This is a genomic window from Ensifer sp. LC11 (assembly GCF_001695835.1).
Classification (GTDB): domain Bacteria; phylum Pseudomonadota; class Alphaproteobacteria; order Rhizobiales; family Rhizobiaceae; genus Ensifer.
In genome coordinates, this window is the sequence record NZ_MBSO01000010.1 from 67,110 (window position 1) to 87,164 (window position 20,055).

At 57.8% G+C, this 20,055-nt stretch carries 22 protein-coding genes; 15 read left to right on the top strand and 7 right to left on the bottom strand.

The window, feature by feature from the left end; translation table 11 throughout:
* Positions 1–14: 14 nt before the first annotated feature.
* Genes BBX50_RS07575 through BBX50_RS07590 form a run of 4 tightly spaced genes read left to right on the top strand, consistent with a single transcriptional unit; the run spans position 15 to position 3,744 of the window.
* Complete coding sequence (locus BBX50_RS07575; RefSeq protein ID WP_065774702.1) at positions 15–872, top strand: proline/glycine betaine ABC transporter permease; 858 nt, start codon at positions 15–17, stop codon at positions 870–872.
* A complete protein-coding gene (locus BBX50_RS07580) occupies positions 865–1,692 on the top strand; it encodes a betaine/proline/choline family ABC transporter ATP-binding protein (protein ID WP_065774703.1) in 828 nt (275 codons plus the stop codon). The genes BBX50_RS07575 and BBX50_RS07580 overlap by 8 nt, the downstream gene beginning before the upstream one ends.
* Entirely contained in the window at positions 1,685–3,166 is a 1,482-nt protein-coding gene (gene hutH, locus BBX50_RS07585; protein ID WP_065774704.1) for a histidine ammonia-lyase, read from the top strand. Before BBX50_RS07580 ends, hutH begins: the two co-directional genes overlap by 8 nt.
* Positions 3,163–3,744: a HutD family protein gene (locus tag BBX50_RS07590; protein WP_065774705.1), complete on the top strand. Its 582-nt coding sequence runs from the start codon at positions 3,163–3,165 to the stop codon at positions 3,742–3,744. The genes hutH and BBX50_RS07590 overlap by 4 nt, the downstream gene beginning before the upstream one ends.
* A gap of 21 nt (positions 3,745–3,765) precedes the next feature.
* Here the strand turns inward: BBX50_RS07590 and BBX50_RS07595 are convergent, their stop codons facing one another.
* Positions 3,766–4,206, bottom strand: coding sequence for an acetyltransferase (locus BBX50_RS07595; RefSeq protein WP_065774706.1), 441 nt, complete (start codon positions 4,204–4,206; stop codon positions 3,766–3,768).
* Between the two features lie 307 nt (positions 4,207–4,513).
* Between BBX50_RS07595 and BBX50_RS30235 the strand changes: the two genes are divergently transcribed.
* The 7 genes from BBX50_RS30235 to BBX50_RS07630 all read left to right on the top strand — a co-directional run bounded on the left by BBX50_RS30235 (position 4,514) and on the right by BBX50_RS07630 (position 11,804).
* On the top strand, positions 4,514–4,672 hold the full coding sequence (locus tag BBX50_RS30235) for a hypothetical protein (protein WP_161490857.1): 159 nt from the start codon (positions 4,514–4,516) through the stop codon (positions 4,670–4,672).
* Between the two features lie 475 nt (positions 4,673–5,147).
* Positions 5,148–5,513 (top strand): hypothetical protein, encoded by a 366-nt coding sequence (locus BBX50_RS07605; protein ID WP_139108312.1) that lies wholly within the window; start codon positions 5,148–5,150, stop codon positions 5,511–5,513.
* Positions 5,514–5,894: 381 nt separating this feature from the next.
* Complete coding sequence (locus BBX50_RS07610) at positions 5,895–6,587, top strand: hypothetical protein (RefSeq protein WP_065774709.1); 693 nt, start codon at positions 5,895–5,897, stop codon at positions 6,585–6,587.
* A 281-nt stretch (positions 6,588–6,868) separates the two neighbouring features.
* Complete coding sequence (locus BBX50_RS07615; RefSeq protein ID WP_065774710.1) at positions 6,869–7,705, top strand: DUF5131 family protein; 837 nt, start codon at positions 6,869–6,871, stop codon at positions 7,703–7,705.
* Positions 7,706–7,731: 26 nt separating this feature from the next.
* Positions 7,732–9,009, top strand: a complete 1,278-nt coding sequence (gene tcmP, locus BBX50_RS07620) for a three-Cys-motif partner protein TcmP (protein ID WP_065774711.1) — start codon at positions 7,732–7,734, stop codon at positions 9,007–9,009.
* Between the two features lie 362 nt (positions 9,010–9,371).
* A complete protein-coding gene (locus BBX50_RS07625; RefSeq protein WP_065774712.1) occupies positions 9,372–11,474 on the top strand; it encodes a DUF4102 domain-containing protein in 2,103 nt (700 codons plus the stop codon).
* A 6-nt stretch (positions 11,475–11,480) separates the two neighbouring features.
* A complete protein-coding gene (locus BBX50_RS07630) occupies positions 11,481–11,804 on the top strand; it encodes a hypothetical protein (RefSeq protein WP_065774713.1) in 324 nt (107 codons plus the stop codon).
* A gap of 63 nt (positions 11,805–11,867) precedes the next feature.
* Here the strand turns inward: BBX50_RS07630 and BBX50_RS07635 are convergent, their stop codons facing one another.
* From BBX50_RS07635 to BBX50_RS07660, 6 genes are all read right to left on the bottom strand, one after another.
* Positions 11,868–12,512 (bottom strand): hypothetical protein, encoded by a 645-nt coding sequence (locus BBX50_RS07635; RefSeq protein ID WP_065783764.1) that lies wholly within the window; start codon positions 12,510–12,512, stop codon positions 11,868–11,870.
* Positions 12,513–12,537: 25 nt separating this feature from the next.
* On the bottom strand, positions 12,538–13,452 hold the full coding sequence (locus tag BBX50_RS07640) for a hypothetical protein (protein WP_065774715.1): 915 nt from the start codon (positions 13,450–13,452) through the stop codon (positions 12,538–12,540).
* The gene (locus BBX50_RS07645) at positions 13,445–14,080 is read right to left on the bottom strand and encodes a hypothetical protein (protein ID WP_065774716.1); all 636 of its coding nucleotides are present in this window, start codon (positions 14,078–14,080) and stop codon (positions 13,445–13,447) included. The genes BBX50_RS07640 and BBX50_RS07645 overlap by 8 nt, the downstream gene beginning before the upstream one ends.
* Positions 14,070–14,468 carry a hypothetical protein gene (locus BBX50_RS07650; RefSeq protein WP_065774717.1) on the bottom strand — a complete coding sequence of 133 codons (399 nt, stop codon included), beginning with the start codon at positions 14,466–14,468 and terminating at the stop codon, positions 14,070–14,072. The genes BBX50_RS07645 and BBX50_RS07650 overlap by 11 nt, the downstream gene beginning before the upstream one ends.
* Complete coding sequence (locus BBX50_RS07655) at positions 14,465–15,028, bottom strand: hypothetical protein (protein WP_083213580.1); 564 nt, start codon at positions 15,026–15,028, stop codon at positions 14,465–14,467. Before BBX50_RS07655 ends, BBX50_RS07650 begins: the two co-directional genes overlap by 4 nt.
* A gap of 183 nt (positions 15,029–15,211) precedes the next feature.
* Positions 15,212–16,972: a replication initiation protein gene (locus BBX50_RS07660; protein WP_065774718.1), complete on the bottom strand. Its 1,761-nt coding sequence runs from the start codon at positions 16,970–16,972 to the stop codon at positions 15,212–15,214.
* 571 nt (positions 16,973–17,543) lie between these two features.
* On the opposite strand from BBX50_RS07660, the gene BBX50_RS07665 reads away from it, so the two are divergent.
* From BBX50_RS07665 to BBX50_RS07675, 4 genes are all read left to right on the top strand, one after another.
* Positions 17,544–17,909: a hypothetical protein gene (locus BBX50_RS07665; protein WP_065774719.1), complete on the top strand. Its 366-nt coding sequence runs from the start codon at positions 17,544–17,546 to the stop codon at positions 17,907–17,909.
* 163 nt (positions 17,910–18,072) lie between these two features.
* Positions 18,073–18,477 (top strand): hypothetical protein, encoded by a 405-nt coding sequence (locus BBX50_RS29710; RefSeq protein WP_065788383.1) that lies wholly within the window; start codon positions 18,073–18,075, stop codon positions 18,475–18,477.
* The gene (locus BBX50_RS07670) at positions 18,458–18,820 is read left to right on the top strand and encodes a hypothetical protein (protein ID WP_065774720.1); all 363 of its coding nucleotides are present in this window, start codon (positions 18,458–18,460) and stop codon (positions 18,818–18,820) included. Before BBX50_RS29710 ends, BBX50_RS07670 begins: the two co-directional genes overlap by 20 nt.
* A 195-nt stretch (positions 18,821–19,015) precedes the next feature.
* Positions 19,016–19,960 carry a nucleotidyl transferase AbiEii/AbiGii toxin family protein gene (locus BBX50_RS07675; RefSeq protein WP_065774721.1) on the top strand — a complete coding sequence of 315 codons (945 nt, stop codon included), beginning with the start codon at positions 19,016–19,018 and terminating at the stop codon, positions 19,958–19,960.
* Positions 19,961–20,055 lie beyond the last annotated feature (95 nt).

A 20,055-nucleotide genomic window follows, 5' to 3' on the forward strand; every position in this document is an offset into this window, starting at 1 on the left:
AAGGAACGTTTCCGATGTTTCCGGATTCTCTCAATCTCTCCATTCGCGGGCCGGTGAACGATTTCATCCAGGCACTGGTCAGCGGCTATGGCTGGGTCTTCAAGGCGATCAGCGCCGTCATTCTGAAAGCCGTTCTGTATATCGAATGGATCCTGCGCGGCCTGCCCTGGTGGGTCGTCATCCTGATTTTCATGGCGCTCGCCTGGCAGAGCTCCAAGCGCTGGCCCCTGACGGTGGTCGTCGGCGTTCTGCTCTTCTTCGTCGGTGTGCTCGGCCTCTGGGACCTGACCATGCAGACGCTGGCCTTGATGCTGATGGCAACGATCGTCTCGGTCGTCATCGGTGTGCCCATGGGCATTCTCGTCGCCAAGAGCCGCGTGATGCGCAACATCACCCTGCCGGTGCTTGACGTCATGCAGACGATGCCGAGCTTCGTCTACCTGATCCCGGCGCTGATGCTCTTCGGCCTCGGCAAGGTGCCGGCCATCCTCGCCACCATCATCTACGCGGTGCCGCCCTTGATCCGCCTCACCGATCTCGGCATCCGCCAGGTCGATCACGAGGTGGTGGAAGCGGCGACCGCCTTTGGCGGCAGCCCCAACCAGATCCTCTTCGGCGTCGAGCTGCCGCTCGCCACCCCGACGATCATGGCCGGCCTCAACCAGACGATCATGATGGCGCTGTCGATGGTGGTCGTCGCCTCGATGATCGGCGCGCGGGGCCTCGGCGAGCAGGTGCTGAACGGCATCCAGACGCTCGACGTCGGCAAGGGGCTCGAAGCCGGCATCGGCATCGTCATTCTCGCGATCGTACTCGACCGCATCACACAAGGCTTCGGCAAGAGCCGGACGGAGGATCCCCGCAATGGCTGATATCGAGATCCGCAACGTCTACAAGATCTTCGGACAGGACGCCAAAGCCGCCCTCGCCATGGCCAAGGAAGGGCTCAACAAGTCCGAAATCCTCGCCCGCTCAGGCTGCAGCGTCGGCCTCAACAATGTCAGCCTGACCATCGGCGCCGGCAAGATCTTCGTGATCATGGGGCTTTCCGGCTCCGGCAAGTCGACGCTGGTGCGCCACATCAACCGGCTGATCGAGCCGACCAGCGGCGAAGTGGCATTCGACGGCAACAACATCCTGGACCTCGACGCCAAGGCGCTGCGCACCTTCCGCATGCACCGCGTCAGCATGGTGTTCCAGAGTTTTGCGCTGATGCCGCATCGTACCGTGCTGCAGAACGTCGTCTACGGCCAGCGGGTGCGTGGTCTCCCCAAGGCCGAAGCCCGCGAGATCGGCATGAAATGGATCGAGACGGTTGGGCTTTCCGGCTACGACGCCAAGTTTCCGCATCAGCTTTCGGGCGGCATGAAGCAGCGCGTCGGCTTGGCTAGGGCGCTGGCCGCCGATACCGACGTGATCCTGATGGACGAGGCCTTCTCGGCGCTCGACCCGCTGATCCGCGCCGATATGCAGGACCAGCTGCTGCAATTGCAGCAGAACCTGTCGAAGACCATCGTCTTCATCACCCACGATCTCGACGAGGCGCTGCGCATCGGTTCGGAAATCGCCATCCTCAAGGATGGTCAGGTGGTGCAGGTCGGCACACCGGACGATATCTTGGAGCGGCCGGCCAACGACTATGTCGCCCGGTTCGTGCAACGCCGCCAGGGACGGCCGGAAGCCCATGAGTAAGAGCATAGCCCTCGATGCGCCGCTGACCTGGCAAGAGATCGCGGCGGTCGCCAATGGCGCCCGCCTTGAGCTTTCGAAGGCCGCGCGACAGCGCATTGTCAATGCCCGACGGATCGTCGGCGCTCTGGTCGAGCGCGGCATCCGCGGCTACGGCATCAACACCGGAGTGGGCGCGCTCTGCGATGTCATCATCGACCGCGAGAACCAGCAGGCGCTGTCGCGCAACATCGTCCTCAGCCACGCCTGCGGCGTCGGCGACCCGCTCCCCCGCCCGGAAGCCCGCGCCGTGATGGCAGCCCAGATCGCCAATTTTGCCCACGGCTATTCCGGCGTGCGCATTGAAACGGTCGAGGCGCTGCTGGCACTGCTCAATGCGGACCTCGTTCCGGACATTCCGTCGCGCGGATCGGTCGGCTATCTCACCCATGCGGCCGCGATCGGCCTCGTCCTGATCGGCCATGGAACGGTCGATGACGGCAAGGGCAGGATCGGCGGCGCCGAAGCGCTCGCGCGGATCGGGTTGAAGCCGCTGCGGCTGGAAGCCAAGGAGGGCCTGAGCCTCGTCAACGGCACACCTTGCGCCACTGGCCTTGCGGCCTTGGCGCTGTCGCGCGCCGCTCGCCTGTTCGACTGGGCAGATGCGGCCGCCGCCATGACCTACGAAAACCTCGGCAGCCAGGCGAACGCCTTTGCCGCCGTCCCGCTGGCGCTTCGCCGCTCCAAGGGGCTCGAGGCGGTCGGCGCGTCGCTGCGCACCTATCTCGCCGACAGCCCGATGCTGGCAGAGACCGCCGGCACGCGCACCCAGGATCCTTTAAGCCTTCGCGCCGTACCGCATGTGCACGGCGCTGCCCGCGATGCGTTTGCCCAGGTCGCCGAAGTCGTCGACCGGGAACTCGCAAGCCTCACCGACAACCCGGCCGTTGCCGGAACGCCGGAGGCGCCGGAGGTGCATTCGCAGGCGCACGCGGTCGGCGCCGCCCTTGGCCTTGCCATGGACAGCCTGGCGGTCGCCATCGCCGAAGTCGCCGCCATCTCCGAGCGCCGCATCGACCGGCTCGTCAATCCGCTGGTGAGCGGCCTGCCGGCCTTCCTTGCCGGGGACAGCGGCGTTTCCTCCGGTTTCATGATCGCGCAATATACGGCCGCTTCGCTCGCCGCCGAAAACCGGCGCCTCGCGGCCCCCGCAAGCCTCGACGGCGGCATCACCTCGGCGCTGCAGGAGGACATCCTCACCCATGCGACGCCAGCCGCCTGGAAGGCGCTCTCAATCGCCGACAATCTCGAAACGATCCTGGCGATCGAACTGCTCGCCGCATCCCAGGCCTATGACCTGCAGCCGCGTCGCCGCGCCGCCGGTACCGACGTGCTCTACCAGCGCATCCGCACCGTGATCCCTGTTTATGCCGACGACCGGCCGCTGAACGGCGACTTTGCGCGCATGCGCACGATCATTGAAGAGACCATGCCATGAAGATCCTGCGCGCCAGCACCTACAAGCGCATGCCCTGGAAGAACGGCGGCGGCGAGACCGTGGAGATCGCGGTTTTCCCCGAAAAAGCCTCGCTTGGCGATTTCGACTGGCGCGTCAGCATGGCGACCGTCGCCAGCGACGGGCCCTTCTCCAGCTTTCCCGGCATCGATCGCACGCTCTCGATCCTTCAGGGCAAGGGCATGCGGCTCTCGATAGAAGGCCGCGCGCCTGTTGTGATGACCGGCGAAGCGGCCCCGCTCCCCTTCCCGGCGGATGTCGCGACATCGGCGACGCTGGTAGACGGTCCGATCGTCGATCTCAATGTCATGACAAGGCGCGGCAGGCTCGCCCACACGGTTCGACGCCTGGCGATCGATCATCCGCAGACGGTGGAAGGCTCGGCGGAAACGACCCTCGTCCTTTGCCACGGCGGTGCCGTGCGTTTGACCGCAGCAGAGGGACAGGCAGACCTCGCGGCAGGAGACACGGCGATCCTCAAAGGTGCCGCCGCCGTCACCATCGAACCGGCGGCCTCTGCCGTTCTGTTCCTGATCACCATCGACCGGCCGACTGCCTGACCCGGCGCCGGTTCGCGCCGTTCAACCCCGACGCAAATGCAGCAGCGGATAGGGCCGCCCTGCATCATCGACCGGTGAGCGCCCGACGGTCTCGAAACCCATGCGCTGGTAGAATCCGGCTCCCGATGCGTTCTGCTCGTTGACGTCGACCGTCAGCACCGGATGCAGGCTCATCGCGTGTTCGATGAGCCGTCGGCCGACACCGGCGCCACGCGCCTGCGCATGGACGAAGAGGGAATCGATCTGCGCACCGGTCATGCCCATGAAACCGAGCGCCCGGTCGTTCTCGTCGGCCGCGATCCAGAACTCGGCAGCCGGCAGATACTGGTCGCGCACCAGCGCCTCGATGGCAACAAAATCTTCCGGCGTCAAAAAATCATGGGTGGCGACAACGGCTGTGCGCCAGATCTCGAAGGTGCGCGGAAAATCGGACGGCAGGGAGGGGCGTATGGAAATGGTCATGAACAATCACTTTTGTGAGAATTGGCTTTGACGGAGCGCGCTCGACCCTCCGATAGAAGCTGGCGTGCAGCACGCCGGACGTAAGACCGGCCGCCCGATTGGGGCCGGCACGGGTGGCGCAATTTATTCAAACGGACGTTAATCGCAAGCCGTTAACCGGTCACGTAGAGGACGGGCGCAGCTAAGAATTCGCTAACCATATTTCATGTTCCCGGGGGAACAGCGGCATCGACGCCACACGATAGTCTCCGTGTCACGATTTCTACCGACACACGTCAACAAACGCAGGGCTCGGAGGACAAGGGACATGATCAAAACCGCTTTCGGCGTCAACGTCACTGTACTGGTTTTCTCGATCACCGTAATCGCCATCATGCACTTTGCCCTGTCCCAATATCGGGCGCCCGAAATCGCCGATATCAACCTGCCCGACTACACGACGATCACCTCATCCATCCATCGCTGATGGCGTAGCTCGGATTGAGCGTGCCGCTTCCGATAGCGGCCGGCGACGGCGGGCGGGAAACGGGTGGTTTCCCGGATCACCGGGACCGAGAATGTCCCATCAAACGATGGAGCCAGCCATGATGTCTCTCCTCACCCTTCACATGATCGCAGCCGCGCGCGGTGACGGTCTTCGTCCCGAGTTGCTTGCCGCCAAAACCAGCGTTCAGCCGGTGACGATGGTCGCTGGGCACGCGATGCGAGCCTTGAATGCCGGATGGCCCCAGCGATCCCAACATGTTCGCTTCCGACGCATAGAAGCTTGAACCCCGTCCCGTTGGCGTCCTTGCGCCACGGGTGAAGACGCCCTCGGACGGCATACGTCAATCAACATACTTCGCTTATCCATGAAGGCCCGGATGGAATATGTTAGGCAGCCGGTTGAGCGAATCGCCGCTCCCGGCGGCGCTGGACAGGACATGCAGGAAAGGCCCGAGATGAAGGATCCGCAAAACGAACTGAAGCTCAGCGCTTTCACGTTCCACGAGCAGGCGGTGCGGGCATCCGTCGGCGGGAAACCGCTGGCACTCGATGCGCTCGAGCTCGGCGGCGAGATCCTGGTCGTCCTCACGTGGCTCGGCAATTCCGAGAGAGGCCTGCGCAAGCCGGAATATGTGTTGCCCTTAAGCGCGGTGACGCACCAGAGCCTGAGCAACGATCCGGAAGCGAACTACAAATGGGCCATCGGCGCACCGCTGCCGCAATCGCTGTTTGACGGCAGCGCATCACGGCAGTTCAGAAGGCAGTTCGGGGTCAGGAGTGGGCCAGCGCTGACACTGCCGTTGGAGCCGACGCGCCATTGATGCCCAGGTTCGGTTGGACCTCGGCCCCGGAAGGATCGTTGTAGGTGTGACCGGGATTTTGTAGAATTCGGTGAGGTGCGCGATGACGTCCATGGCGCGATGCCACTGGGTTTCCGTCATCGGTGGTCGCCGCGGGCGAGCGTGCCCGCCCCCTCGACGAAGAAGTGATAGTGCCCCTTGTCAAGTTTGGAGGCTCAATAGGCGCCGGCGCTCCAATGCGCGATGATACGCGACGTCTGCACCGGCTGGAGCCATTCCAGCGGTGGGCGGTCGATCATAGCGATTTCCTTGGAGAGAGATGTACGCCCAGAGGTAATTGAAACGAGGCACAAGTTGAATTAGTCGAGATCCATCGCGTTAACTCTGAGGGGGGGACAGGGCATGAAGTTCGTTGAGAGGCTTGCGCGCAATTATCTGCGCAAACGAGGCTATTCCATTTCGGAATGTGGCGCTGAGGATCATGACGGCGACTACCGTCTTGTGCGCTATTCCAGCTACGACCAGTATGTTTCAGTCCAGACCGAGGGGAACAAGCGCAAGATCAATCAGGTGTGGGCTGACGAGGCCACCATTGATGTGATCTGCGACTATATCCGCAAAACAATTCCCGATGCGAAGCGCGGTCTTTGCCACGGGTCGAGGAATGGTACGGAGGTGCGCTGGTTTTCGGAGCGTCTGGGTATCGACGTCATGGGGACGGACATTTCCGACACCGCCTCTCAGTTTGGGCTCACCCAGTGGGACTTCCACAACGAAAACCCGGCTTGGGAGAAAGCTTTCGACTTCGTCTATACCAACTCCCACGATCATGCCCATGATCCGAAAAAGGCCTTCACAACTTGGGTCGGACAACTTGCCGCTGGCGGGAAGCTCTTTATCGAGCATTCCGTCGGGCATGCCCCGGCGGCTGTATCCACTCTGGATCCTTTCGGTATAGACCCGAAGCTGCTGCCCTATGCGGTCTTGGGATTCGGCGACGGAAAGTTTGCCGTAACTGACGTTCTCAAGCCCGATCACAAAAAGGCAGGCGGCCCAATCTGGGTCTTTGTGATCGAGCGCGTCCAGGCGAACTAGAGGCTGCTTACAGCCTTCCACATGGCGTCGATCTCAGTCCCGGCAAGACCGAGTGCGGCGCCAACCATCACGTGGCGGGTGCATGCGATTGAAGGTGGTCGCGCATGCACATTCGATCTCCGCTTTGCCCCGGTCTGAGCCCGGCGGCAGGCCCGCGATCGTCGATGTGAGTAAATGAGTCGTTCTTCGCCTTCAAAAACTCTTCCAGACGATCTTAAACCTTTGGTGACCACGTAGGATTGAAGGTAGGATTCGACTGATTTGCAACAAGGGGAAGCGCGATGGCTTCGAACTCAACTATTGAGTGGACTGACCACACCTTCAATCCTTGGACCGGATGCACAAACATCAGCCCTGGATGCGATAACTGCTACGCTGAAGCCTGGTCCAAACGCTCAGGCCAGGTCAAGTGGGGGAACTCGCCACGAAAGAGAACGACCGAGGCCTATTGGAAGGCTCCGCACATGTGGCAAAAAAGAGCCGCACAGTTCGCGGCGCAGTACGGGCGCCGGCAGCGAGTATTCTGTGCATCGCTGGCCGATGTGTTCGATAACAAGGCCGACGCGAAGTGGCGGGAAGATCTATTCGAGGTTATCAGGGCGACCCCTGCTCTCGATTGGCAACTCCTGACAAAGCGCCCGCAAAACATCCGTAAGATGCTGCCGAGCGATTGGGGTGATTCGGGATACTCGAATGTTTGGCTCGGCTTCACCGCTGAGGACCAGACTAGGTTCGAACAACGCAAAAGGTTCATAGCGGAGATCCCAGCGGCAGTTTGGTTTGTTTCCTATGAACCTGCTATTGGGCCTTTGCGTATCGTCGAGAGCGACCCAAAACCAAACTGGCTCATCAGTGGCGGCGAAAGCGGTCATGGCGCGAGACCAATGCTCGCGCAGTGGGCACGCGACGTTATTTCAGACTGCCGTCAGTTCGGCATAGCGGCGTTTCATAAACAGTGGGGCGCCATTGGCAACAACCCACTTGTCGAGGAGCAGGGTATGTCGCCGGCCGAAGTCAAGGAGCTTGACATCTATGGCAAGGGCGGCGGGCTGATGGACGGCCAACTCGTTCGAGAATTTCCGCATGTGAACATTAGCGATCAACGCATGCGAGCTTGACGAATCGGCCGTGGTTCAACTCACTGTTGTCGAAAGAGCAGAGGAGTTGCATCATAGCAGAATTCGGTTGGAAAGTCGGCGCACCCCCACCGCCACTACACGATCACAGCGACGCCAAATTGAGGCTGATTGCCGAATACTTGGAACGCTATTTCCCGGCCATCCTCGTTAGCCGAGGGCAGACGCGACAACGGATCACCCTGGTCGACGGCTTCTGTGGTGGTGGAAAATTCACGAGGGATGGCGCCTATACGAAAGGTACGCCCTTTCTGTTTCTCGAAGCAGTCGAGAATGCCGAACGCCAGGCCAACGTTGGCCGATCGAAAAAGCTTACGATCGATGCCGAGTTCCATTTCGTCGACAGCAACCAGCACCACATCGACTTTCTACGCAACGAGCTCATTCAAGCGGGCTACTCGGCGAAACTCGATCAATCGATTTTTCTCCACTGTAGCGAGTTCGAGCAGATATTCCCGGACATCTGTCGTCGCATCGAGGTTCGCACCCGTGGCTATGTTGGTCGGTCGATCTTCCTCCTCGACCAGAAAGGATACACCGACGTCACGTTTGAGACGGTGAGGCAAATCCTTCGGTTCTCTGCTGCAGAGTGCATCCTGACATTCGCCGTGGGGTGGTTGATCGACTACTTGAGCAACAAGCCTGAGGTTCTGCAGCGAGTAGCGCCCGTCGAGCTTTCTGCGGACCAGATTAAGGAATTCCTCCGCCTGAAGGGCGAGTGGGGTGGTCGCTATTCAGTACAACGGCTGCTGCTTCGGCACATCTCTCAGGCAACCGGTGCGGAATTCCAGAGCCCCTTCTTCTTGCGCTCCCAGGAAGCCAGAAAAGACCTTTGGCTCGTGCATCTTTCCAAACACCTAAAAGCGCGCAACGTCATGGTCGATAGTCACTGGATTATCAACAATCAGTCCCTTCACCAGGGGCATGGTGGGTTGGAGATGCTCGGCTTTGATCCGAACATCGATCAAGGTGGGGCACCTGATTTTTGGTTTGGAGCGAACGACCAAACGAAGATGAAAGAGCGCCTGGCAGAGGATTTTATGAGGCGCATTCACGACCAACATCGCCACGCGCCAATTTCCTATTCTCGCTTCTTAACCTCGATCGCGAACGAAACACCGGCAAGACTGACCGACCTCGATAACGTCACATCGTTGCTCGTCGAAGAGAAAGAACTCGACCTAAGGAACGAGCACAATTCGGCGAAGCGGAGTTCAAGACCCGGCCAACGCGACAGCATCGCTATTGCCCGCGAACCGAGACTCTGGTCGTTCGGGAAAACCTAGCAGTGAAAAGAATTTTGACACCGGAGATCGGAGAAATTGTTTTTCCGGTTTTCGCTGTCAAAATTCCGGAAAATCGCGGCGAGCTACAGGCGTAAAACGCAAAAAACCGTGTAATTCCAATGACTTGGGAATGGTAGCGGAGGAGGGATTCGAACCCCCGACACAAGGATTATGATGCCAATGCTCTGACTTATAGCGGTTTTTCGCGGGTCGTCAATTCAACAAACCTTCCAGAAAAATCGTCTTATTATCAAGCTATTTCAGTGTATTAGTCAAAGATCAGCGATCCCAGCCGTTTCCGTACAAAGAGCTTGCCTGGCGAAACGCCACCGGTATAAAGCCGGTATAAAAGCGGGGTGGGCATGGCAAGCGAAAACGTCTTCATTGAAAAAGAACATGCAGACCGGGCGGCGGAAATGGCCGCGTCAGGGTCGACACCGGACGGCAAACCATTCTTCTTTTCTGACCGTGGTGTGCCGGGTCTTCGCCTGTTGGTGCAGAGTAGCAAGGCGGCCTGGATTATTCGATATGGCGCGAAATCCACGTCGAAGACGCTCGGCTATCACTTCCCTGGCGACCACATCCGCAGCATCACGATCAAGCAGGCCAGGGATTTGGCGCAGGAAGTGCAGCGTCTTGTCCAGAACCGAGAGGAAGGCAAGATCGATGGCGTGATCGCCGCCTTTCACGAGCAAAGGAAAGGCAAGAAGTCGGTCGCCAAGGCGGTGGACGAAGCTAAACCGGTCGCGACGACATGGACGCTGAAGGAGTGTTTCGAGCAGACAATACAAGACAAGCGGAGCCAGGATCACACTAACCCGATTTCCGACGCCCAGGAAAAGGACATGCGGGTAACGATGGGTCGGTCCGCATTTGCAAAGTTGATGTCGACTCCGGCTGTTTTGATCTCCCAGGGAGACATCGAATCCGTCCGCGATACCGTAAAACAGGAGCAGGAGCAGGCTGGAAACTCGGGTATCAGCCCTTCGAACAAAGTGATCAATCATACCAGGGCTGTTCTCGACTATTGTGCGAGCAGATACAGCGGACCTTCAGGCCTCGGAAGGGTACAGCCGTGGTGGCGGATGCTCGCGACCCTCTACAAGACACCGAAGAAGAAGCGTAAGCCTCACCTTGAAGACATCGTTCGTACGCTAATGCTCGCGGAAGAGTATCTCGACAAGCCGCTTCCCGGACGTGCGATCAAGGCCGCAGGTGTTAAGCCTGGCACTCTTGCCGGGCTGTGGTGGATTATCCTCACGTGTCAACGGTCTGACGCAGGCCTGTCACTTCTACCTTACAACGTCGGACCGGACCTGGGTCCTGATCTCGCCTCCCCGGTCAAGGGGTGGCAACTGGCGGCTTGGGACGAAGGTACCATGAAAGCGGGCGAGTCATTCGTACTGCCGGTACCGGCTCGGTCATGGGGTTTTATCCAGCAGCTTCGGTCGAAAAATCGGCATCATGCGTCCGATCACTGGGTCTTCCCAAGCGAGAAAGATGCTGAAAAACACGCGACGGTCAGTGGCATCTATCGCATTCTGTATCGCCTCGCAGGCCGCGACGCACTGATCCAAATTCCGAAGCAGATTGGAGACGAAACAAAAAAACGGGATCGCAAGGCCTCTATCAGGACGGAGAGGAAGGACCTGCTGGCGGAAGCCGGTATCGAATGGTGGTCGATGCACGACGTCAGAAGGACGCTCGGAGAGGTGCTCAAACAGAAGGGCATTCCGGGCGGCACGTCCGCGATCTTGGCTCACGAGGTTCAGGAAAGCGAGGCACTGACTGCAACAGCATCGGAACAGCGTCGCGCGGACTTCCTCCGACAGCGGACAGCGAAAATCACACGCATGGCATACGACAGTGAATCGCAGTTTATCGAGCTTAAGCGCGAGGCCATGGAGATTTGGACGAATGCCGTGCTCGATTGTTATGAAGAGCTGACCGGTAAGTCGGCCGCGCGACGCTCTGTTGAAGCCGAGCGGGCCCTACTATTGGCGATCTATCAAGATGCGACGTCGCTCCAAGACGCGAAAAAACACGCTCTCATCGAACTGGAGAAGAAGCGCCACGAGAGTGTTGATGCGCTGAAAAAAGAAGAAGCGATGCTGTTGGCTTTGATGCAGTCGTCGACCGACCTTGCCAAAATCCGGCAGGTAAAAGCTTGGGTCGAGGAATCCAGACAGATCACCGAACAGTATAGGACAAGTCCGGCTAATGAGCTTTCGCGCTTGAGCCGCGAGTACAAGAGCCTGTCGATGATAATGGTAGGAGGTCTGCGGTCTAATGGTGCATCCAAGATTGATCTGCCCACCGATGCGCCGGAATATGAGGTCCTGCGCACCCGTTTTCTGCTGAGCGAGATCGATTACGAAACGTTCAAGCGAGAAGTCGAACAGCGCTGGCGCATTGATTTCAGCTTGATGTCGGACCGTATCGTCCTGCCCAAGACGTCGGAGTGACCGTCCATGTCCGCACCCAATTTTAACCGCGCTCGACCAGAATATCTCGCAGACATCGAGGAACTGCGCGGCCGCCTTTCTGATGACCAGATCGCCGACGTTCTGGAGCGATATCAGGCTGGTGGCCTGGATCGCGACCAGACGATGGAGGCGCTCGCTATCGATTACATCGGCCTCCTGTATGAGCTGATCGCCGTCTATGAGATTGAGGCTCCGGCACCCGATCCGGCAGAGGAAGAACGTCAGGCGACGGTAATGAGCATGCTGCTCAACGGCGAGGAAGTCCCGATGGACCTGCGACAGCCTGCATCCTGGCGGGTGCGGCATTAGAGAGATTAGAAGCTAAGACAAGGTAGCTTCCAATCTCGAAGCCGAAGTGGCCGGAAAATCAGGCTAATCCATTGCCCGATAGTGGGCGTCGAGATCAAGAATGACCCCGTCCTGTTCCTCGTTGAGCGGATATACCAGGTGCTTATGTCGCTCGCACAGCGTCAAGCAAACGGAAATGCCCATCCGCAATCTACCCGGCTCCCCGCACTCCTGACACGTCTGCAGTGATCGCCGATACGCGATGCCGCGCAATCGGCCGACGGCTTCGTCGTCTCCGCTCTCGGGGTCAGGATTTCGGGTATGAAACAATCTCATCGCGCCAAATTTTTCTTTACCCCAGCGCAGGTAATACCGCTTGCCCTGCCGGTGCAGCTCGCGGAGGCCGTCACAAAACTCTCGTAATATCCCTTCCCAGCCCGGAGAGAATTCCAACCCCCGACCGCCCGGCAAATCGTCCTCAGGTAAAAAAACGTCGGCATACTCCGCTCGGAAATAGAAGAACCTCCGCCGCACGTGGATTTCATGGTGCATCGCCAGGATGTCCTCCCATGAGAACCCGATCTGGTGCAGTTCGTCCGGTTTCGGCCAGCTGTGATCGCGCGGAAAAACCGGTCGGCGGCAGGTCAGGTCGCCGACTTCGAGGATGTGGACAATACTTGTCTGCCACTTGAGCCCCAGGATCGCGGTAGCCGAACTCAGTGGGATCAACTTGTGTGACCTCCGATATCCAAATTTAGATTCCGGCATCGCGCGGCCTCCCCTCGTCCCGAGCACGCCGTGTCAGCACCAGGCGCGTGCATGATACGGCCCAGTACCGGCGCGTTTGCTCATCGAGATCGGCAAACGTTTTCAGGAAATCACTGAGGATGACGTCGGCGGAGAGGCCCTCGTCTTCCCAGGCGGCAATGATCGGCCGCCAGCGATCGGAGCATTCGGAAAAATGCCGCTGCAGGCGTTCGTATTCCTCGTCTGACAGATCGAGGACGCGACCGACCTCATGCTCGTCACACAAGGTCTTTCTCCAGTGAAATTTCCTGAGCTTTCCGGGGCGACCACAAGTTTCGCAGGTTACCTTACTCTGTTCGACTGCCTCGATTTCCGCTTCCTGTAGATCATCCGGCCGAGCGAAAGCCTCCCAGCTCAGTGCCAGAACGCCCCACTTTTCCCTGGCGCTCCAAAGTTGGAATCCGGAGTGCTCAATGCCCGCGTCAACGAAGCGTTCAACGATCCGGTGCCAACCCTGGTCACAGGAGTACCGCGACCGATAAGCTCGATGCCGCTCGACGTAGACAGTGATCGCTACCCGCAGCGCGGCTTCGGAGAACCGCAAATCGTGGTCGTCGGTGAACCGCTGGCGGGCCTTCGCTTTCGCCCAGGCTTCGATAGTGTCCGGGGTCCGCTGACTGTCGATGAGGAAGACGTCAGCGTACTCTTGGCAGTCGGCATCGATCTCGTCAGCATGACGCCTACGAATGCCCTCGTAAAGCTGCCGGATGTCGTGGGTCGCAAGCGATTTTGCCAGGCCGGGATACAATTCGGACAAGTATTTTTCCGCGATCTCTTCGTAGGGCGGCAGGAAAATCCGGGCCCGGCGTTCGGACATGCGACGCCGAACTGCGGCGATTTTATCTTCGCGGTCGTCAGTCATTTTGATCACCTCGCGCTCGCTCGGCGGCGATTTGCGAGATCGACATCTTGGCACAGCTGATAGCCTGTCGATGGCGGATACCCGTCAGGTGATCGAACCTTGCAGTCCATTGTTCTGGCAAATCACCCGTGCGGAGATATTCGGAAATCGCTTGCTCGATCTCATCAGCATGCGCCGCTGCGAATCCAGAGGGCAATCCGGGTCCGCCAGCTGCAAGCCACGCTAAGCGCTCGTGACGGTGATAGCGGCACAGTGTCTGGTAACAGCCGTCGTAGTTCCCGACCTTCGCTGGATCGCCGCACACCTCACACGTCTGCATGCTTTGCTGCTCAGCTTTGTCCCGGATGTCGGTCAGCTCGATCTCAAGCTGCTTTGGTAAGTGCACAGCCGCGCTGATCGGTTCGACGTAAACGCGCATCGCGGCAAGTTTTTCCTTAATCCGCACAACTCGTGCGAGACCGAGACAACCGTGGCTTTCGAGGCATGTCTCGATCTCTCCGAGAATCGCGGCGATGAGCCGGAGCCAGCCGTTGTCGACCGACATCGCCACGCTCGGAAGCAGGATGTGGGCGTGTTTTTCCCGGAGTCCGGAAATGAAACCTTCGCGGTCGAAATTGTCAGGAAGCATCGGCACCTCCTGGGACATGCTCATCGCAGAACACACCCTCCTTTGGGCCATAGTTTCGCAGCCAGGCATCGCGCGATCCGCACACCCGGCAGGTCGTCTGCGTTTCCCCCCTCAAATCGTCGACGATTTCAAGGAGCGCAATTGCCATCAATGGGTCCCATTTTTTGATGCCGAGGACGGGCGTTACGTAGACCATGATGCCGTTAGTGCCGACTTGCCATTGAAGGGCTACCAGGACCTTGTCGTGGTCTTCGGGCCAAGCAATCGTCCGCAGTTTCTTCAGGAATGTCTCCAGCGGCCCGATCCAACCGTCCGGCACCGACAGCAGGTCGTCGGAGACGTAGTAAGGATATTCCGCACGAAGGCGGTCGATGTCTTCCTTCTTCATGCCGCGACCTCCGCGTCCTGCATCGAGGCCGTCAACTGTTGGAAAGTGGCCGGGGCATACCCGACATCCCCGCAGTCAACGCCAACATCCCTGGACCGACCGTAGGGTTCCAGGCGACCGTGCGAGTGGCCATACAGATGCCAGGAGCCGTGGCATGAGGCCGACCAGGTGCGCATCGCGTAGTGATGCAAGATGACGCGTTCGCCATTCTGTTTGGTCTCAGCGTAGTGTGTTGGCGGCTGATCCCAGGCGAGATTGGCAATGGACGCGCGAATGTTGCCTTTGTTGTCCAGATCATGATTGCCGAGGATCAGGCGCTTGCGGCCACGGAGCTGGGCGAAGATAGAGCGAGTGCGGGCCTCGGCATGGTACGAGAAGTCACCCAAATGCCAGACGATATCGCCGTCCTTGACGACGGAATTCCACGCATCGATCAGGTAGTGATCCATCTCGTCCGCCGATTCGAACGGACGAAACTTGAGCATCAATTGATGCCCGAAATGATGGTCGGCGGTGAAAAATTGGCTGGTGAACGCCATTTCTGCGAGTCCTTTTTCCATTCGATACATTCCAAAGCACCCGCAAACGCGGGCAGCCTAGCCGTCAGGCTAGGTCTAGCTGCTTGGATAGCTGTATCGAGCGGACTCGCATTTCGTGGTGCCTCGGATGGCGTTTAGGACTTCCTTACTCAACCACAGGGGAGTCCCCTGCGCAAGACTCTATGCGCAGGAAAGTTGCCGTGATTAATAGTCGATCACATTCTGTGATTTCGCTGATCTGACCGCCTCGGCCATCTCGCGCTTCTTCCAGTTCCACTTTCCGCCGGTCAGATCATCAACGCTGATGCGGTCAGCGTTAGCGAAGACACCTTTGACGATCCGCTGGATAATAGTGAAATCGTTGCTCAGCACGGCGCGTCCGAAAGACGTAGCAGCCAGTTTCATCCGGTTTGGATGTGCGTTCGACAACAGCCGGACCGCTTTCTGCAGGCCACCTAGATTGATATCCTGAGGCGAAGCAGCGGGAATCTTGTGCCAGTGAATGTCATACTGGAAATGCGAGCGGAGAGCGTCGTAGTCCTGCTCCTGACACTCGGAAAAACCAGCCAGTCTCCAAAAGAACTCATAGAGGGCCGGTGAGAAGACCATCTCCTCCGGATACGGTGTCGTCGCCGTCCGGGTCGGAATTGGCCTGGATCGGATCGGACCACAGCGCTCGTCGTCCATTGCCCATCGCTCAAATACCTTGTCGATGCCGCCGGTCCTCCAATCATCGAGAGCTGCCAAAATGTTGAAGCCTGTCATCGTGGATGAGATCGGCTTTTCTGGGTCCGTGTGTGCGATATCGAGCGCGTGACGCCACCGTGCATCCAGGTCACGTGGAAGTCCGACCTCGTTATGGTGGCGGCTCTCGGACGCCTGAAATCCGAAGTAGCCTTCGGTCATCCGTTTCCGATGACATACCGCTGCGAAGGTGGCGGCGGATGGGAACCAACTGCGGTCGTAAAAGGGATCGTCGGCTTCGATGATCTCACGAACGGCCTTCGCAATACGGCCACGCTTCCGGCGAGTGATGTCAGCCTGGTCGTAAGGAATGTCAGCTCTTGGCGTGATCACCTTGAATTCAAGGTCGGCGAGAGGACGTCCACGGCCTTCTTCTCGTCGGAGAGGAGACATCTCGACTTGGAAGCCGATCAAGTCCTCGGTTTCCGCGAGGTCATTGAGAACAGGCTTGATTACTCGGTCGACAAATAGGGCAGCGTTGAACTTCTGCTTACCGTTAGACCAGCCCAGCCGCTTTGCCAGGTCCTCGGCGCTGATCTTCAGCGGCCGTCTAAGGAACTCGTCTTGCGGAGCCTTGACTGCCAGTAGCTGATAAAAGGCGTTTGCGTACATCGATTTGAAGCTGGCGATGGCTGCCAGGGACAGCCAAGTGTATGGCTTCGGCGCAAGGTAGAGTTCCCGAATTTCCTCTGGGACTTCAAAGGTCAAAGTCGCGCTCTCTTGCTGAAACTGCTCCTTTAGCAATCCTCTGAGGTGCCGTGCGTCATCATATTCGAGATCGAAAGACAGCAGGCTACGAGCCCCGCGACGACGACGACCGGTAGCGAGAATCCGGAAATCATAAGCTACTGTAGTCGACACGATACGAACGAGAGCATCGCAAAGCCGGTCAATGCTAGTGATCTGCAGATACCGCATTAGTGTGGAGACTGCGACGGTGTGCTTGCGATCTTCCATGCCCTGTTTCCGTGCGACGGCCAGCAGAGCTTCATACAAGGCCATATCTTTTGCACTGGACCTGCATTCGTTCACGATCTCAGCGCTCTCGATCATGATCGCGGGTTTGTCGACCTGCACCTTCTGTCGGCGCATCTCGGTGATATCGGAAAGCGCTAGGTAGAAGTCGCGAGCACGCACTCCGGTTCGCTTTGCCGCCGACACCAGTTCGCCGTTCTTAAACACGTATGGTTTGTATGTGTGGATTGATCGGCTGACCGGCATGTTGCGCTCCTTGTTAGGAATATGCTCATTCGGTCGGCGGAATGGAGCAAGCCTTTTGCACGATGTAAGCAATAAAATATCGATAACGCATTGTATTTGATAGAAAATTTCTTGTTTTTTCTCGCTTCAAAAAGAGCCATTTCCAGGCACAAAAAGCAAAAACGAAGCAAATAAAATTGAATTAATCGTCTGTTTTTATTCAATAAATTCCTTCAAAAATGGCAATTTGATACGCGGATATAATGTAGAATATTATAGGGCTGCGCCGCAGTCGGTTTCCAGATTTTTGAATCCAATGGTTTCTGAGATTCAGGCGCTTCGCGCCGCCGTGAGGATTTTTGTTTTTCTTTTGATTAGGTCTTGCTCAGTCCTACCAAGGCTTTTGCAAACGCTTCCAAGGAAGAAGGCTTACGCCTTCTGACATGAGAGGTTTCGTTTTCTTTCCTTTGAAGGGTTTCAAAGCTCCCCTCCTCACTCCAGGCGCTTCATATTTTCATTTTGACATGTCAAAAACTGCTTTGAGTTTTCCGCCGATCAGGTCAGCATGTTCTCAGTACAAAAGAGAAATGACATGTCAAAACCAATCACAGATATTGAGATCAGCACATTGCTCCAGGCAATGAAGGCCGAACCGTCAGGCATTGCTGCAATGTCAGCGCTGGAGCGCCAGGAATACAATCGAGCAGCGAAAGCACGCTCCCGAGAGCGTCAGCGACAGTCGGTCGAAGCTGGGGCCGCCAAGCCTAATGTAGACACTGCACGCGATTTGCTTGCTGACATTGCGATCATGATGCTTGCCGCCGATGCCGTCGGATCGGACACGATCATGTCTGCGCTCAACAGGTATTATGGTGGCGGTGGTTGGCCGGAGCAGATCAAGCGCCGAGCAAAGACCGGCAGGTTGAAGACCAGAATCCTGGGTCGTCAGTCAGCTTGACGGTAAAAGCTACATTTTTGATTTAAAAGAAAGCGTCTCAATTTATTTCGATTGCTGTCGATTTATCCCGCTTTCTTGCATCGCCGAAGTTTAACGTCGTTATACACGGCGTTATTGCTTTTTCGTCACGCCGTTATCGGTAGGTGATTGAAGAGGCTAAGCAATGGCAAGGAAAGCGAAAGCGACGACATCAAAGAGAGCAATCGCACAACGCCGTTATCGTCAGCGTGTTTCTGAGCGCAGGGAGCCGGACATCCGTGTGATCGACGTTGCGGCCATGTCGGCGCTGGCTGAGTTTATCGTGTCGTCAACGGTACCTGCGGGAGACCGCACGTTTTACAATCGGCTCCTTTCGTTGGTCCATCGCCGCCTGACGGATCAAGGCTACGACGGCACTAAAGCCAAGGAGGTGCTACATCGCAGGTTGGCATTCTTAGCTAAGGAAGGTCATCAGCCTGATGCTGACGACGTTGTCCGGAAGTCGTGGTCGCCTCCACTTCCTTCAAACAGGCCGTCATCGGTCACCCCAATGAATCCGGAAATGGACGATGTCGACGATGATTCCTGATCAGCACTCTCCCCGTTACTTCCTGCAAAAGAAACAGTTTTCTCAGATGTCACGCCGTGATCGTTGGCAGGCCGCAGCCAAGGTCCACCAGGCGCTCGTTTATCTCAAGCGGTTAGACGGCGATCACGCCTGTTACGAGAACGGTCGAGGCTTCAGCAAGGCCGATAGTCGAAAGGGCCATGAGTTGGCATCTTGGCCAGAATTCGTCTTTGTCCACTCGCATTGGATGCACGACCCCGGGCGAAGCTTGGTTCACAAATACCGAAAGCAGCTGCCTCAACATCTTAAGCTGCCGATTGACCGAGACCCGGTGTTAATGTCCAGCAACAAAACAAAATTCTGATCTGTCTTGCCGCCGACGGCGATCACGATGACGATAGTAGTCAGAGTTTAGGACCAGCTGAAACAGTCCTGAGCCGCACGCTATGCCCCCGTCGAGGTCATCCTCCGGGGGCGCTTTTTTTTGCCGAAGAACCTCTGCTTTCTTGCGTCGCCAGAACCCACGATCTCCTCAGCACAACGCCTGAGGAGAGAGGCGATGACGGTTCCTAACGTCGGCGACAAGATCGCAAGCCGGGTCATAGACAGCTGTAACTCACTGGGATTGGACCCGCAACTCGGCCTTCGTCGATATGCTGTCGAACATGTGCTTTTGGGTTTCCGTGCTGTCTATCCCAACCTTTTCATCGTCAATGGTAACGACATCAGGTTCGTTCGCAAAGCAACCGCCGACGAAATCCGTCAGGCGTTTATCCGGCTAGCGCCCCTTATTCAGCATCTCGGCATTGAGATGGAAACCGTCTCGGCACCCGAATACCTCGATATGCCGAATAGCGTGCCAGGCATGCGGTTCAAGTTCCGAGCACGGATCGGGACCAGAACCGTCGACGCTCACATCAACATGAGCTTTTCTGACGGCAGGAAGTGCGCTTTCCCGGGCAGATGGTCGACGGAACTGCCGACCTGGATCGAGGGTCAGCCGGTTTTCAAAGGCCGCGTTGCGTTGCCAGAAACCCATGTAGCCGAGCAGATGGTCACGATTCTGGCAAAGGGCGACACTGATCTCCGCTGGAAGAATTATTTGGACATCGCCATGGTGGCCGAGAACCTGGACAGACAGTTCCTGATCCGGGAGATCGCTCGCGTCATCGAAGATCGCCGCCTCGATAGCTCGATCATGAAAGATGTCCCCTCCGGTCTCGACCTGGAGCTACTTCGGATAAAGGCTGCGGATTGGGCGGCATTCACTCAGAAGACGGGCCGCAAGGTCGATATGACACAGACATTGTGCACGGTCCGTCAGTTGTGGGCACAGGTCCGCGATCAAGCAAGGCAGTTAGTGGTCGAGCGCGAGAACCGCGAACTCCAGGACCTGATCCATACGCCCGGTAGCCTACGACCGCGCCGCCCTGGCCGTAAGGTGATGCCGCAAGCTCAGGTGTTTGATCTGGATCGCTACCGGCAGACGAGGCCCCGATTCTAAGTATAAATGTCAACATATGTGAGCCATATAGAATGTTGACATTTTACCCGTGAGCAACGACAAAAAAATACTTTAAAAATAATGATCTTTTCTTG